The sequence below is a fragment of the Pseudomonas sihuiensis genome, assembly GCF_900106015.1.
Lineage (GTDB): Bacteria > Pseudomonadota > Gammaproteobacteria > Pseudomonadales > Pseudomonadaceae > Aquipseudomonas > Aquipseudomonas sihuiensis.
The window spans coordinates 4,397,984-4,411,329 of record NZ_LT629797.1 but is presented as its reverse complement, the minus strand read 5'-3'; the positions used below and the strand labels follow the sequence as shown (position 1 = coordinate 4,411,329).

12 protein-coding genes and 1 pseudogene are annotated in these 13,346 nt (G+C 63.8%); 5 read left to right on the top strand and 8 right to left on the bottom strand.

The features are described 5' to 3' along the window. Positions 1-5: 5 nt before the first annotated feature. Complete coding sequence (gene xerC / locus BLT86_RS20735; protein WP_051037329.1) at positions 6-953, top strand: tyrosine recombinase XerC; 948 nt, start codon at positions 6-8, stop codon at positions 951-953. Then, positions 950-1,651, top strand: coding sequence for an HAD family hydrolase (locus tag BLT86_RS20730; RefSeq protein ID WP_017678299.1), 702 nt, complete (start codon positions 950-952; stop codon positions 1,649-1,651). The genes xerC and BLT86_RS20730 overlap by 4 nt, the downstream gene beginning before the upstream one ends. A 98-nt stretch (positions 1,652-1,749) precedes the next feature. Here BLT86_RS20730 and sutA read toward each other — a convergent pair whose 3' ends face one another. The 4 genes from sutA to glnK form a co-directional block, all read right to left on the bottom strand. Next, positions 1,750-2,073 carry a transcriptional regulator SutA gene (gene sutA, locus BLT86_RS20725; protein ID WP_017678298.1) on the bottom strand — a complete coding sequence of 108 codons (324 nt, stop codon included), beginning with the start codon at positions 2,071-2,073 and terminating at the stop codon, positions 1,750-1,752. A 77-nt stretch (positions 2,074-2,150) separates the two neighbouring features. After that, positions 2,151-2,576, bottom strand: a complete 426-nt coding sequence (locus tag BLT86_RS20720; protein ID WP_017678297.1) for a secondary thiamine-phosphate synthase enzyme YjbQ — start codon at positions 2,574-2,576, stop codon at positions 2,151-2,153. Positions 2,577-2,674: 98 nt separating this feature from the next. Next, complete coding sequence (locus BLT86_RS20715) at positions 2,675-3,925, bottom strand: ammonium transporter (RefSeq protein ID WP_017678296.1); 1,251 nt, start codon at positions 3,923-3,925, stop codon at positions 2,675-2,677. A 330-nt stretch (positions 3,926-4,255) separates the two neighbouring features. Beyond that, positions 4,256-4,594: a P-II family nitrogen regulator gene (glnK, locus tag BLT86_RS20705; protein ID WP_003096476.1), complete on the bottom strand. Its 339-nt coding sequence runs from the start codon at positions 4,592-4,594 to the stop codon at positions 4,256-4,258. Between the two features lie 410 nt (positions 4,595-5,004). Here glnK and BLT86_RS20700 point away from each other — a divergent pair, with 410 nt between their 5' ends. Together BLT86_RS20700 and BLT86_RS20695 are read left to right on the top strand one after the other, a co-directional pair. Continuing rightward, on the top strand, positions 5,005-5,262 hold the full coding sequence (locus BLT86_RS20700; protein ID WP_021487638.1) for an accessory factor UbiK family protein: 258 nt from the start codon (positions 5,005-5,007) through the stop codon (positions 5,260-5,262). Positions 5,263-5,355: 93 nt separating this feature from the next. Continuing rightward, the gene (locus BLT86_RS20695) at positions 5,356-6,849 is read left to right on the top strand and encodes a YifB family Mg chelatase-like AAA ATPase (protein WP_092379322.1); all 1,494 of its coding nucleotides are present in this window, start codon (positions 5,356-5,358) and stop codon (positions 6,847-6,849) included. A gap of 1 nt (position 6,850) precedes the next feature. Here the strand turns inward: BLT86_RS20695 and BLT86_RS26490 are convergent, their stop codons facing one another. The 3 genes and pseudogenes from BLT86_RS26490 to BLT86_RS20685 form a co-directional block, all read right to left on the bottom strand. Next, entirely contained in the window at positions 6,851-7,573 is a 723-nt protein-coding gene (locus BLT86_RS26490; RefSeq protein WP_370730832.1) for a methyl-accepting chemotaxis protein, read from the bottom strand. Positions 7,574-7,708: 135 nt separating this feature from the next. Continuing rightward, positions 7,709-8,785: pseudogene (locus tag BLT86_RS26485) on the bottom strand (Cache 3/Cache 2 fusion domain-containing protein); the annotation flags it as partial. 356 nt (positions 8,786-9,141) lie between these two features. After that, positions 9,142-10,062 (bottom strand): LysR substrate-binding domain-containing protein, encoded by a 921-nt coding sequence (locus tag BLT86_RS20685; RefSeq protein WP_092379316.1) that lies wholly within the window; start codon positions 10,060-10,062, stop codon positions 9,142-9,144. A 139-nt stretch (positions 10,063-10,201) separates the two neighbouring features. Between BLT86_RS20685 and BLT86_RS20680 the strand changes: the two genes are divergently transcribed. Next, entirely contained in the window at positions 10,202-11,587 is a 1,386-nt protein-coding gene (locus BLT86_RS20680) for a NorM family multidrug efflux MATE transporter (protein WP_092379313.1), read from the top strand. Between the two features lie 59 nt (positions 11,588-11,646). Here the strand turns inward: BLT86_RS20680 and BLT86_RS20675 are convergent, their stop codons facing one another. Next, complete coding sequence (locus tag BLT86_RS20675; protein ID WP_092379310.1) at positions 11,647-13,314, bottom strand: putative bifunctional diguanylate cyclase/phosphodiesterase; 1,668 nt, start codon at positions 13,312-13,314, stop codon at positions 11,647-11,649. Positions 13,315-13,346: the final 32 nt, after the last annotated feature.

The following is a 13,346-nucleotide window of genomic DNA, read 5'->3' as shown; positions in this document are numbered from 1 at the left end:
GGTGGATGACGCGAAGCTCATCCACCATTGGCCCGTTCGGAACCCGGCACGTGACACTTGAAGCCCACCTCGACGCGTACATCGAACACCTGCGCCGCGAGCGCCAGGTGTCGACGCATACCCTCGACGGCTATCGGCGCGACCTCAGCAAGGTACGGGCATTCTGCGAAGCCGAAGGCCTGAGCGACTGGGCCGGGCTGGACACACGCAACCTGCGCCGCCTGGTCGCCCGCCTGCATCAGCAGGGCCTGGCAAGCCGCAGCCTGGCGCGCCTGCTCTCGGCCACCCGCGGCCTCTATCAATATCTGTTGCGTGAAGGCCTGTGCCGTCACGATCCGGCGACCGGCCTGAGCCCGCCAAAACGCGAGCGCCGCCTTCCCCGCACCCTGGACGCCGACCGCAGCGCGCAACTGCTCGACGGCGCGGTGGAGGACGACTTCATCGCCCGCCGCGATCAGGCCATGCTCGAACTGTTCTATTCCTCAGGCCTGCGCCTGTCCGAGCTGGTCGGACTCGATCTAGACGGCCTGGACCTGCCTGCCGGTCTGGTACGTGTGCGCGGCAAGGGCAACAAGGTGCGCGAACTGCCGGTCGGCAGCATGGCGCGACAGGCACTGGAACACTGGCTGCCACTGCGCAAGCTGGCCAACCCTGGCGACGGTGCCGTGTTCATCAGCCAGCAGGGCCGTCGCCTGGGGCCACGCGCGGTGCAACTGCGCGTGCGCCAGGCCGGCGTGCGCGAACTGGGCCAGCACCTGCATCCACACATGCTGCGCCACAGCTTCGCCAGTCATATGCTGGAATCCTCACAGGATCTGCGCGCGGTACAGGAGCTGCTCGGTCATGCCGATATCGCCACCACGCAGATCTACACCCACCTGGACTTCCAGCACCTGGCCAGTGTCTACGACCAGGCCCATCCACGTGCCAAGCGCAAAGGCGGTTCCGAATGAGCATTGAACTGATCACCTTCGACCTCGACGACACCCTGTGGGACGTCACTCCGGTGATGCAGGATGCCGAAGCCGCCCTGCGCAATTGGCTGGCCCTGCATGCGCCGCGCTTGGGGGCAGTGCCGGTCGAGCATCTGTGGGCGGTCCGCAGCCGTCTGCTCGACGCCGAGCCGATGCTCAAGCATCGCCTCAGCGAGCTGCGCCGGCGCATTCTGTTTCACGCCCTGGAGGACGCCGGCTACCCGCACAGCGAAGCGCAGACGCTGGCCGAAGCAGGATTCCAGGTCTTTCTCAGCGCCCGCCATCAGGTCGAACTGTTCACCGAGGTACATCCGACGCTGGAGGCCTTGGCCGAGCGCTTCATGCTCGGGGTGATCACCAACGGCAATGCCGACGTGCGTCGCCTGGGCCTGTCGGACTACTTCCAGTTCGCCCTGTGCGCCGAAGAGCTGGGCATCGGCAAACCCGACCCGAAACCTTTCCGTGAAGCGCTCAGCCGCGCAGGCGGCGTGGCGGCCGAGCGTGCCGTGCACATCGGCGATCACCCCAGTGACGACATTGCCGGTGCCCAGGCAGCCGGGATGCGTGCGATCTGGTTCAACCCGCAAGGGCGAACCTGGGAGGGTGAAACGACCCCGGATGCGCAGATCGCCAGCCTGGCCGAGCTACCGGCACTGCTGGGCAGCTGGATGCGTTAATGCCGCCCCCCCTTGATCTGCGCCGCCCCGGATTGCCGCCAGGGATGGCGGACACAAAAAACCCGCCACAGGGGCGGGCTTTTTGTAGCTAGCCGTCCTCAGATGGGGCGGCTGCCGTATTTGCTGTCGGGCTTCTTGGGTGGATCGGCGACCACATTGGGCTCCACCTCCTGCACCTTGCCACCACGGGAGAGAAACTCTTCCATGGCACGCGCCAGGGCATCGCGCTCCTTCTGCTTGGCTTCGATGCTGGGCAGCTCATCGACTTCAACGGCTTTGGCCTTGCTCTTCTTGCCGCTGGCTACGACCGCACCATCGCCTTCATCGTCGCCGCTGTCACCGTCATCGGCAGCAGCCAGCTCCTCACCATCGTCCTCGTCAGCCCCGTCCAGATCGTCTTGTTCCAGGTCTTCGTCGCTCATGTTCAACCTCATGACTTGCGAAAAGCAGGTTAGTTATAGCCCAGTCGCGCGATGTACACCGCTCGACCGGAAAAAATTCAAATAGCCTCACCATGCAAGGTCGCCACCACTCGCCGAGCACCGCCATGATCGCGATGCTCACCAAGGTAGATCCCCTGCCAGGTACCAAGCGCCAGCCGTCCCTGCTGTATCGGCAGCTGTAGCTGAAAGCCCAGCAGACTGCCCTTGAAGTGCGCCGGCAAATCATCCGGCCCTTCGTAATCGTGCTCGTAGCCCGCCTCCCCCTGCGGCACCAGACGGTTGAAGAAGCGCTCGAAATCGCGGCGTACCGCGGGGTCGGCGTTCTCGTTGACCGTCAGCGATGCCGAGGTGTGCTGCAGCCACAGATGCAACAGACCAACACGTACCTGCGCCAGTTCCGGCAATGCTGCCAGCACTTCTTCGGTCACCAGATGAAAACCGCGCTCACGCGGGCGCAGACTGATGATGCGTTGCTGCCACATGCCGCTCTCACTCTCGATGGCTCCAGCGCGCGCATTCTAGCGTGCTGCCAGAAAAAACAAAGGGCGCCCGAAGGCGCCCTTTGCGATTTACCGGAGGATCACTTATTGGTGAATTCCGGGTAGGCCTCCATACCGCACTCGGCGATATCCACACCTTCGTATTCTTCTTCTTCGCTGACGCGCAGACCGATCACCGCCTTGATGATGCTCCAGACGATCAGGCTGGCGATGAATACCCAGGCGAAGATGCTGCCGATACCCAGCAACTGAGCACCCAGCGAGGCATCGCTGTTGGTCAGGCAGACAGCCAGCAGACCCCAGATGCCGACCACACCGTGTACGGAGATGGCGCCAACCGGATCGTCGATCTTGACCTTGTCCAGACCGAGGATGGCGAACACCACCAGCACACCACCCACGCCGCCAATCAGAGTCGCCTGCAGGCCGCTCGGGGTCAGCGGTTCGGCGGTGATGGCCACCAGGCCAGCCAGGGCACCGTTGAGCGCCATGGTCAGGTCAGCCTTGCCGAACAGGATGCGGGCAACGATCAGCGCGGCAATCAGGCCGCCGGCGGCTGCCATGTTGGTGTTGACGAACACCTGGGCAACGGCGTTCGCGTCTTCGATGGTGCTCATCTTCAGCTGCGAGCCGCCGTTGAAGCCGAACCAGCCCATCCACAGGATGAAGGTGCCGAGCGTCGCCAGCGGCAGGTTGGCACCCGGGATGGCGTTGACCTGGCCGTTGGCGCCGTACTTGCCTTTACGTGCACCGAGCAGCAGCACACCAGCCAGAGCAGCGGTAGCACCCGCCATGTGAACCACACCGGAGCCTGCGAAGTCGAGGAAGCCTGCTTCGTTGAGGAAGCCCGAGCCCCATTTCCAGAAACCCTGAACCGGGTAGATGAAGCCGGTCATGACCACGGCGAAAGCCAGGAAGGCCCACAGCTTCATGCGCTCGGCAACGGCACCGGACACGATCGACATGCAGGTCGCGGCGAACACCACCTGGAAGAAGAAGTCCGAACGGGCCGAGTAGTAAGGTGCATCGTCGCCACCGGCAAGTACCGAGTCGACGCTGTTTTCGTCACCGATCAGGAAGCCCAGGCTCGGCAGGATGCCGCCTTCCGGGCTGGAGTACATGATGTGGTAGCCGATCACCAGGTACATGACGCTGGCCACGGCATAGAGCGCCACGTTCTTGGTCAGGATCTCGGTGGTGTTCTTGGCACGCACCAGGCCGGATTCGAGCATGGCAAAACCCGCTGCCATCCACATCACCAGGGCACCACAGATCAGAAAGTAGAAGGTATCGAAGCCGTACTGCAATGCAGTCAATGCTGTGTTATCCATTTTTCACCTCTTGCCGCGCTTTTGTAGTGCGCTGTTCGGTTGAAACGTCCAGGTTGGCTCAGGACGCGTCCGCATGCTTACAGGTCGTTGCCACGCTCGTTCTGGATCACCGGAACCCCTGCGCCGTGAGGCGACCAGGCATTCCCATCACTAGGCCGAGCGCAGGACCAAAGAGGGTCTGGCACAGCAGAGCGGCGAAGACATCGCCGGCTCCGGCTTTGGCCCTCGAAAACAGCGTAAAGCCAGAATTCGAGGACAAAAGGGCTCCTAGCCCTGCGAAAGTTCGCAGAGTCATGGGTTTACTCCTGGGGCGTGGGGTTCGGAGGCTTGTTAGATCGCGTCGGTATCGGTTTCGCCGGTACGGATACGAATCGCCTGTTCCAGGTTGACTACGAAAATCTTGCCGTCACCGATCTTGCCGGTGTTGGCAGCCTTGGTGATGGCCTCGATCACGCGATCGAGCTGATCGTCAGCGATGGCCACGTCGATCTTCACCTTGGGCAGGAAGTCGACCACATACTCGGCACCGCGATACAGCTCGGTATGGCCTTTCTGGCGGCCGAAGCCCTTGACCTCGGTGACGGTAATGCCCTGCACGCCGATCTCCGACAGCGACTCGCGCACGTCGTCCAGCTTGAACGGCTTGATGATGGCAGTGACTAGCTTCATGAAACTTTCTCCCGTGTAAGGTGGACTTGCCCCAGGAATTGCGAACCCGGCTCAAGTCTAAGCGCAGTGTCTGGCTTTTGTAATGCACCGACCGCTCCAGCCTGGTGTGGTCGATACCCACCAACCGCTCCCGACGAAGCACTCCCCCGCTTCGCCTGCAGCACCAGAACTGCATCGGTGCATGCGTCGCTGGGGTCTAAGCAGAAAGCTTGCCAGCTCACGCAAAAGCGCTATCTATCAAGCCTTTAACAGCTTCCAGCCACAGTGACCGGTCATTCACGCCGAATGCAACGCACAAACTTGGTGCATCTACACATTGGGTAATGCTCAAAAATCGTGCAACCAGTGCTAGACCGCCCCGCCGGTGGCTGCGTGCTACACTGCCGACCGTCTGTTTACGGAACCTGATCATGCTGCCGCCGAAAGCCTTGCTCGACACTCTCAGTAGCCACGCCTCGCGTCTTTTCAGCGGCGACAGCCCGCTGCCTCGCGCCGAACTGGAAGCGCAGTTCAAAGCCCTGCTACAGAGCGGTTTCAGCAAGCTCGATCTGGTCAGCCGTGACGAATTCGACAGCCAGATGGTGGTCCTGGCCCGCACCCGCGCTCGCCTCGAGGCGCTGGAAGCCAAGGTCGCCGAACTGGAAGCCAAGCTCACCGCCGCAGACTAAGGTTATGTTGTAGGAGCGGCTTCAGCCGCGAACAGGCTTCGCGGCTGAAGCCGCTCCTACAGGCACTGCACCCCACCTGATCAAGGAGCGATCATGTCCCTGGCCATCGTTCACAGCCGTGCCCAGGTCGGCGTCGAAGCACCGGCTGTCACCGTCGAAGCGCACCTGGCCAACGGCCTACCCTCCCTGACGCTGGTGGGCCTGCCGGAGACAGCAGTCAAGGAGAGCAAGGATCGCGTGCGCAGCGCCATCCTCAATGCCGCCTTCGAATTCCCCAGCAAACGCATCACCTTGAACCTCGCGCCCGCCGATTTACCGAAAGACGGCGGCCGTTTCGATCTCGCCATCGCCCTGGGGATTCTCGCGGCCAGCGGCCAGGTGCCGGCTCAATCCCTGGACGAATGCGAATGCCTGGGCGAACTGGCGCTGTCCGGCGCGGTGCGTCCCGTGCAGGGCGTATTGCCGGCAGCCCTGGCCGCGCGCGCAGCCGGGCGCACCCTATTGGTGCCGCAGGCCAATGCCGAAGAGGCCAGCCTGGCCTCAGGGCTGAAGGTAATCGCCGTCGAGCACCTGCTGCAGATCGCCGCGCACCTCAACGGCAGTGCTCCTCTCGAACCCTACGCCGCCCAAGGTCTGCTCAGGCAGAGCCTGCCCTATCCGGATCTGGCTGAAGTGCAGGGCCAGTTGGCCGCCAAACGTGCGTTGCTGGTGGCCGCCGCTGGATCGCATAACTTGCTGCTCAGCGGCCCACCCGGTACCGGCAAGACGCTGCTGGCCAGCCGCCTGCCCGGCTTGCTGCCGCCGCTGGACGAGAGCGAGGCCCTGCAGGTCGCCGCCATCCATTCGGTAGCCAGCCATCTACCGCTGCAGCACTGGCCGCAGCGCCCCTTTCGCACGCCGCACCACAGCGCCTCAGGGCCGGCATTGGTAGGGGGTGGCAGTCGCCCGCAGCCTGGCGAAATAACCTTGGCCCATATGGGCATCCTGTTCCTCGATGAGCTGCCGGAGTTCGATAGGAAAGTGCTGGAGGTGCTGCGAGAACCGCTGGAAAGCGGCCACATCGTCATTGCCCGGGCACGCGACAAGGTACGCTTTCCCGCGCGTTTTCAGCTCGTTGCCGCTATGAACCCCTGCCCTTGCGGCTATCTGGGCGACCCGAGCAACCGCTGTCGTTGCACACCGGAGCAGATCCAGCGTTACCGCGCCAAGCTGTCCGGGCCACTGCTCGATCGCATCGACCTGCACCTGACGGTCGCCCGCGAAACGACGATATTGAACGCCCCACCGCAAGATGGCGAAAGCACTGCGCAGGCGGCAACCAAAGTGGCGCGGGCACGTGAGCGACAACTGCAACGTCAAGGGACGGCCAATGCCTTTCTCGACTTGCCCGGCCTGCGTCGGCACTGCGCCCTGAGCGGCAAGGATCGTCAGTGGCTGGAAAGCGCCTGCGAACGTCTCGGCCTGTCGCTACGCGCCGCGCACCGAGTGCTCAAGGTGGCGCGCACGCTGGCAGACCTGGCGGAGCAGCAGCAGATCAGCCGGGAACATCTGGCCGAAGCGCTGCAGTATCGCCCCGCCGCGGGATGAATCAGCGGAAGCGCTCGACCTCCTGACGCAGCTGAGCGGCCAGGCGATCCAGCTCGCGCGCGGTATCGGCCAGGTTGGCCACCACTTCACGCTGCTCGCCATTGGCCTGGGCGATGCTCTGCAGGTTGGCGCTTAGCACGGTCGCAGTGCTGCTCTGCTCGCTGGTAGCGGTGGTGATGGCGGCGAATTGCTCGCCCGCCTCGGCGCTCTGCTCACTGATCTGAGCCAGCGCCGCAGCCACCTTGGCATTACGCTCCAGGCCATCCTGCATCAACTGTCGGCCGTGCTCCATGGTGGCGATGGCGCTGCTGGTCTCGCTCTGGATGCTGCCGATCATGGTGGAAATCTCGTTGGTCGCCTCACGGGTGCGTCCAGCCAGGTTGCGCACCTCGTCGGCGACCACGGCAAAACCGCGGCCCTGCTCGCCGGCACGTGCGGCTTCGATGGCAGCGTTGAGCGCCAGCAGGTTGGTCTGGTCGGCAATCGCGGTAATCACGCTGACGATACCGCCGATCTCCTGGGAGCGCTGGCCGAGGCCGTTGATGGCCGTGGAGGTTTGCTCAAGTGCTTCGGCGATCTGCACCAGCGCTTCGGAAGCCTGATCCATCGAGGTACGCCCGATGCGGGTTTGCTGGGCATTGTCGCTGGCCAGGCGTTCGGTGCTGCGCATGTTGTCGGCGATGTTCTGCGAGGTGGCACTGAACTCCTCCACCGCGCCGGCCATGCTGCTGATCTCGCCGGATTGCTGGTCGATGCCCTGATAGGCATCGCGCGACAGCGTGGACATCCCCTGCGAACGCGCGCTGACATCCTGAGCGGCGCTGCGAATACCCGCCACCATGCTTGCCAGCGCCTCGCCCATGCGGTTGAAGCTGCGCGCCAGCTCACCGATCTCATCGTCGCTGGACTGCGCCATGCGCGCACCAAGATCACCGGCACCGAGCGCCTGCGCCTGCTGTACCAGATCGCCCAGCGGGCGCAGTTTGCGTCGCAGCAGCCAGACCACGGCGATCACCGCCAGCAGCAGGGTCAGTGCGCTACCGATAGCCAGCTGGGTACCGACACGCCAGGTAACGGCCTGAATTTCCTCGCGCGGCATGCTCGCCAGCACCATCCAGGGTCCGCCGGTAAAGGGCATGGCGACGCTGTAGAATTCATTCTGGCCATCGTTCCAGAAACCGCCGTCCCCCGAGTGAGCGATCAGCTCGCCGAGGGCTGCCGGCAGTGTATCCAGAGCGCCAGTGCCAGCGGGCTTGACCAGCCACTTACCCTGCTCGTCGAGCAGGGCAAGTGAGCCCGTTTCGCCAATCCGAAATTCGCTCAGTTTTTTGAATTGCAGCTTCTGCGCATCGGTGTAGTCGAAGCCGACGAACAGCACGGCAATGACCTGCCCACTGCCATCACGCACGGGGGTGTACTGGGTCATGTAGTTGCGGTCGAAGAGCAAAGCCCGGCCCACGTAATTCTGCCCGGCCAGCAGGCGCTGATAGGCCGGGTGCTGGTGATCAAGCGCCGTTCCCAGCGCACGAGTGCCGTCCTGCTTGGTCAGCGAGGTGGTGATGCGAATGAATTCGCTACCGTCACGCACGAATACCGTGGCCACACCCGCAGTCATGCGCGTGAAGTCATCGACCTCGGTGAACTCGTTGTTCAAGCGCGTAGCCCCCAGGTAAAGCGCAGGTGTCTGCAGGCTGCCGACGCTCACACGCTCTTCACTGCGCACCTGCAGCCCTGTGCTGAAGCGCTGTTCGAACAATCCAGCCAGACGCTGCGTGCTCTCACGCAGGCTGCCGTGGAAGGTTTCGAGCTGGTCGGCCAGCAGCCCCGCCTCGCTGCCCAGGTGCTTTTCGCGAGTGACCAGATTGGCCTCGTTGAGTGAGCGCAGGGCAAACAGGGTGCTGACGCCGATCAGCAGCACCAGCACCAAAGCCAGCATGGCAGCCAGTTGCAGGGCTATACGAGAGCGAGGAGGATTCATTAGGACTCCAGGTGTGCGCCCATGGGCATATGGGCATATGGGCAGATAACTCAGGCAATTTCGATACCACCCAGCCGTCATATGACTCGGCGAAAGGGCGCGAGGATACTTGAGCATTCAGCTCGGTCAATATCCAAGCGCCATAAGGCCGTCATTTATTATCAAAACAGTGTTACAGAGTGATGATTGATAGGTTTTATCGATCACTAAATAGATGCTGGCACTCATACCCACAGAGAGCAGCCTGGCCACACTACAGTCGGCCTGCCCGGTCTTGGATGGCCGTCAGCGCCCTGAGCGCTGGCCATGACCGTTCAGCGCAAACGCTCGACCCCGGGCAGTGCCAGCGCGGCGACCTCCGCCAGCAAGTAGTCACGCAAACGCTGCAGACGTGTCTGCGCACGATGTCCACGCGGCCACACCATATAGTAGCTGTCGCCACTGAATACCGCCGTCGGCCAGGGCACGCCGAGCCGGCCGGCATTCACGTCCTCGGCCACCATCAGCAGATCACCAATGGACACGCCATAGCCGCGTGCCGCCGCAACGATGCCCAATTCGAGCATGTCGAACAGCTGCCCGGTCTTCAGCGGCACCTGTTCGATCAGGCCTGTAGCCTGCAGCCAGCGCCGCCAGTCGCGGCGATCCGGCGTCGGGTGCAGTTGCTCCGCCGCGCGCAGCCGCGCCAGCGACCAGGGGCCGGCCTCAGAATCGCCGGCAGCGCACACCGGAATCAGCCACTCCTCGAACAGCAGCACGCTCTCCCACTCATCTGGGAACTGACCGTCGGACAGCAGCACCGCGCAGTCGAAGGGTTCATGGCGGAAGTCGACCTTGTCCACGTCCATCCAGGCACTGGTGAGCTGCACTTCGCTGTCCGGGTTGGCCAGACGAAAGTGCGACAGGCGCGCCAACAGCCAACGCATGGTCAGGGTCGACGGTGCCTTCAGACGCAGCACCTCATCGTCGGCGTGCAAGACAGCGCTGGCACGCTCCAGTGCATCGAAACCCTCACTCAGCCCCGGTAGCAGGGCGCGGGCCGGATCGGTCAGGTGCAGGCTGCGACCACGGCGCTCGAACAGACGGCAGGCGAAGTACTCCTCCAGCGTGCGGATATGCCGACTCACCGCGCTCTGGGTGATGGCCAGCTCTTCGGCGGCGCGCGTGAAGGAGGCATGCCGGGCTGCAGCCTCGAAGGCGCGCAGGGCGTAAAGCGGTGGCAAACGACGACTCACCGCATCGAACCATGAGTTTTAATCATGCCTGGCATGGCTATTTTCCTTTTGTGAGCAATCGACGAGAACCACAGAATAGCGGTCATTGCTCATTCCCCGACAGCCTGGGGATGCTTACCCTGCCGAAGTTTTACTCATCATGAAGAACTCCCTTGGCCACGAGCTGGGTGCGCTGCTGCGCCTGGCCGGCCCGCTGATCTCCGCACAGCTGGCCCACGCGCTGATGATTTTCACCGACACGCTGATGATGGCCATGCTCGGCCCGCAGCAGTTGGCCGGCGGCGCGCTGGGCGCCACTTGCTATTTCATCTTCTCGATCTTCTGCACCGGGGTGATCGCCGCGGTGGGCAGCCTGATCGCCATCCGCCATGGCGCGGGCGATCCGGCAGGTATCACGCGCCTGATCCAGAACGGCCTGTGGCTGGCCATGCTGCTGGGCGTAGCCAGTGCGCTGTGCCTCAACAGTCTGGGCCCGCTGCTGCCGCATCTGGGTCAGGACCCAGGCGCGGCCGGCCAGGCCATGGAGTTCCTGCGCCCACTGTCGCTGGCCCTGCCTGGCTACCTGTGCTTCATGGCGCTGCGCGGCTTCACCAGTGCCATCGGTCATCCCGGCCCGGTGATGGCCATCAGCATCGCCGGTACCATCGCCAACTTTGTCATCAACTATGCGCTGATCAAGGGCTGGTTCGGCCTGCCCAGCCTGGGCCTGAGCGGCATCGGCATGACCACTGCGCTGGTCAGCAGCGCCATGGCACTGGCATTGGCGCTGTACATCCTGCTCTCGCCGACCTATCACCGCTACAAACTGCGGGGCGGTGTGGGCCGCCCACAAGGGACGGAAATGCGCGCCCTGCTGCGCCTGGGCTTGCCCATTGGCGGTACCTACGCCGCCGAGCAAGGGCTGTTCACCTTCGCCACCCTGTGCATGGGCGCGTTGGGCAGTGTGCAACTGGCGGCACATCAGATCGCCATGCAGACGGTGGCGCTGGCGTTCATCGTGCCGCAAGGGCTGTCCTATGCGGTGACGTTCCGCGTCGGCCTGCATTACGGCGCCGGGCACCTGCACCTGTCGCGCCTCAGCGGCCATCTGGGCATGGCCCTGGGAGCAGCGTTGATGCTGCTGTTTGCCCTGCTGTTCTGGTTGCTGCCGGAGTGGATCATCGGTCTGTTCCTCGACCGTCACGACCCGGCGTTCGCCGATATCGTCACCCTCGCGGTCAGCCTGCTGGCGATCGCCGCCTGGTTCGAGCTGTTCGATGGTTTGCAGAGCATCGCCATGGGCGCGATCCGCGGGCTGAACGACGGCCGCACCACCCTGCTGATCGGTCTGACCGGCTACTGGTGCGTGGGCGCACCGCTAGTCTGGCTGTTCGCCTTCGCCCTTGGCTGGGGCGCACAGGGTGTCTGGTGGGGCCTGGCTGCCGGCCTGGCGGTAACGGCGAGCGGTCTGGTGCTGGGCTTCCAATGGAAGACCGCACGGCTGCAGCGGCCGAACAGGATAGAGGGCGAGGTCTATCTGTCGTAGCCCGGATGCAATCCGGGAAATGCCCGGCACACGGCCCCGGATTGCATCCGGGCTACGGGTTACGATCCGGCGAGTAGCGGCTGGCGCAGGCCGAACACCAGAAAGCGTGCCAGCTCCGCCAGAGGTATGGCCTTGCTGATCAGGTAACCCTGTACCTGATCGCAACCATACTGGCGCAGCATGTCGAGCTGCTCGATGTTCTCCACCCCTTCGGCCACCACCTCGAGATTGAGGTTGTGCGCCAGATTGATCATCGCCCGCACCAATTGGCGATTCTCGGCACGCTCGCCCATACCGCCGACAAAGCTCTTGTCGATCTTCAGCAGAGTGATCGGCAAGTTGTTGAGATGAACGAAAGACGAGAAACCGGTGCCGAAGTCGTCCAGCGAGAAACGCACGCCGAGCCGCCCAAGCGCCAGCATGGTCTGCTGCACCTGATCGCTGCGGCGCATCACCGCGGTTTCGGTCAACTCGAACTCCAGCCACTGCGCATCGACCCCGCGTTCTTCGATCAGGCGGCTGAGGGTCGGCAGCAACTGGCTGTCCTGAAACTGGCGGAACGACAGGTTGACCGCCATATGCAGTGCCGGCAGGCCGCGCCCACGCAGCCACTGCATATCGCGCAGGGCACGGGAGATGACCCAGTAACCGAGCGGTACGATCAGCCCGGTTTCTTCAGCCAGCGGTACGAATTCATTGGGCGAAAGCAGCCCACGCTCGCTGTGCTGCCAGCGCACCAGTGCCTCCAGGCCGACGATGCGCCCGCTCTTCAGACACAGGCGGGGCTGATAATGCAGCTCCAGTTCGTCACGGCGTAACGCACGCCGCAGCTCGCCTTCCAGATCGGCCTGGCTGCGTGCGCTGCGGTTCAGGCGTTCGTCATAGACATGAAACACGCAGCCTTGCTGATTCTTGGCCTGTTGCATGGCGATATGCGCGTGCCACAGCAGCGGATCGGCGCCCTCGCCCGCACGGGCGTGGGCCAGGCCAAGGCTGCAACCGATCAGCAGACTCTCGCCATCCACCCAGTATGGCTCTCCCAATACCTCGGTGACGCGCTCGGCCAGGCGCTCCACGCGCTGCGGATCGCGGCGTGCATCGAGCAACAGAGCGAATTCGTCGCTGCCCAGGCGGGCGATCTGATCGCAGGGCTGCAGCAACCCCTTGAGCCGCGCCACCACCTGCAGGATCAGGCGATCTCCGGCCTGGTAGCCAAGGGCATCGTTGGCGTGACGGAAGTTGTCCAGATCGAGGTGACCCAGCACCAGGCCACGGCCGCCACACTCGGCCAGGCGCGCCGCGAGCAGGGTCTGGAAACCCTGGCGATTGGCGATGCCGGTCAAGGGGTCCTGTTCGGCCAGGCGCTGCAGGGTGTGCTTGAGGTTGCCCTGCTCGCGCACGTAGCGCAGGCAACGGCGCAGCACGTCGAGGTTGAGGCTGCCGCGCACCAGCCAGTCGCTGACGCCGGCGGGCTCTTCGATTGGCTCCTCGTCAAGCAGCAGGACGATGGGCAGGGGGCACTGATGGGGCTCGGGAAGACGATCCGGGGTACTCAGCAACAGACCACTGGCGTGATCATCGAACAGGTTGCTGGCCGCTTCCCACGACGGCGCGGTAATCAGCGGGGATGGGCTGCCCAGGGCGCTCAACTGCTCGCGCAACAATTCGGCCCAGTCCGGCGTTTCCGCCAACAGGACCAACCGCAAGGGTTCGACGAGCGTGGACAAGCAACCTCCCCAATGACCACAAGAATGATGGC

Excerpts from the sequence above, each read along its gene's own strand:
- xerC (WP_051037329.1), top strand. The coding sequence starts at position 6 with ATGACGCGAAGCTCATCCACCATTGGCCCGTTCGGAACCCGGCACGTG.
- BLT86_RS20730 (WP_017678299.1), top strand. The coding sequence starts at position 950 with ATGAGCATTGAACTGATCACCTTCGACCTCGACGACACCCTGTGGGAC.
- sutA (WP_017678298.1), bottom strand. The coding sequence starts at position 2,073 with ATGAGCGACGAAGACCTGGAACAAGACGATCTGGACGGGGCTGACGAG.
- BLT86_RS20720 (WP_017678297.1), bottom strand. The coding sequence starts at position 2,576 with ATGTGGCAGCAACGCATCATCAGTCTGCGCCCGCGTGAGCGCGGTTTT.
- BLT86_RS20715 (WP_017678296.1), bottom strand. The coding sequence starts at position 3,925 with ATGGATAACACAGCATTGACTGCATTGCAGTACGGCTTCGATACCTTC.
- glnK (WP_003096476.1), bottom strand. The coding sequence starts at position 4,594 with ATGAAGCTAGTCACTGCCATCATCAAGCCGTTCAAGCTGGACGACGTG.
- BLT86_RS20700 (WP_021487638.1), top strand. The coding sequence starts at position 5,005 with ATGCTGCCGCCGAAAGCCTTGCTCGACACTCTCAGTAGCCACGCCTCG.
- BLT86_RS20695 (WP_092379322.1), top strand. The coding sequence starts at position 5,356 with ATGTCCCTGGCCATCGTTCACAGCCGTGCCCAGGTCGGCGTCGAAGCA.
- BLT86_RS26490 (WP_370730832.1), bottom strand. The coding sequence starts at position 7,573 with ATGGCCGGCGCGGTGGAGGAGTTCAGTGCCACCTCGCAGAACATCGCC.
- BLT86_RS20680 (WP_092379313.1), top strand. The coding sequence starts at position 10,202 with ATGAAGAACTCCCTTGGCCACGAGCTGGGTGCGCTGCTGCGCCTGGCC.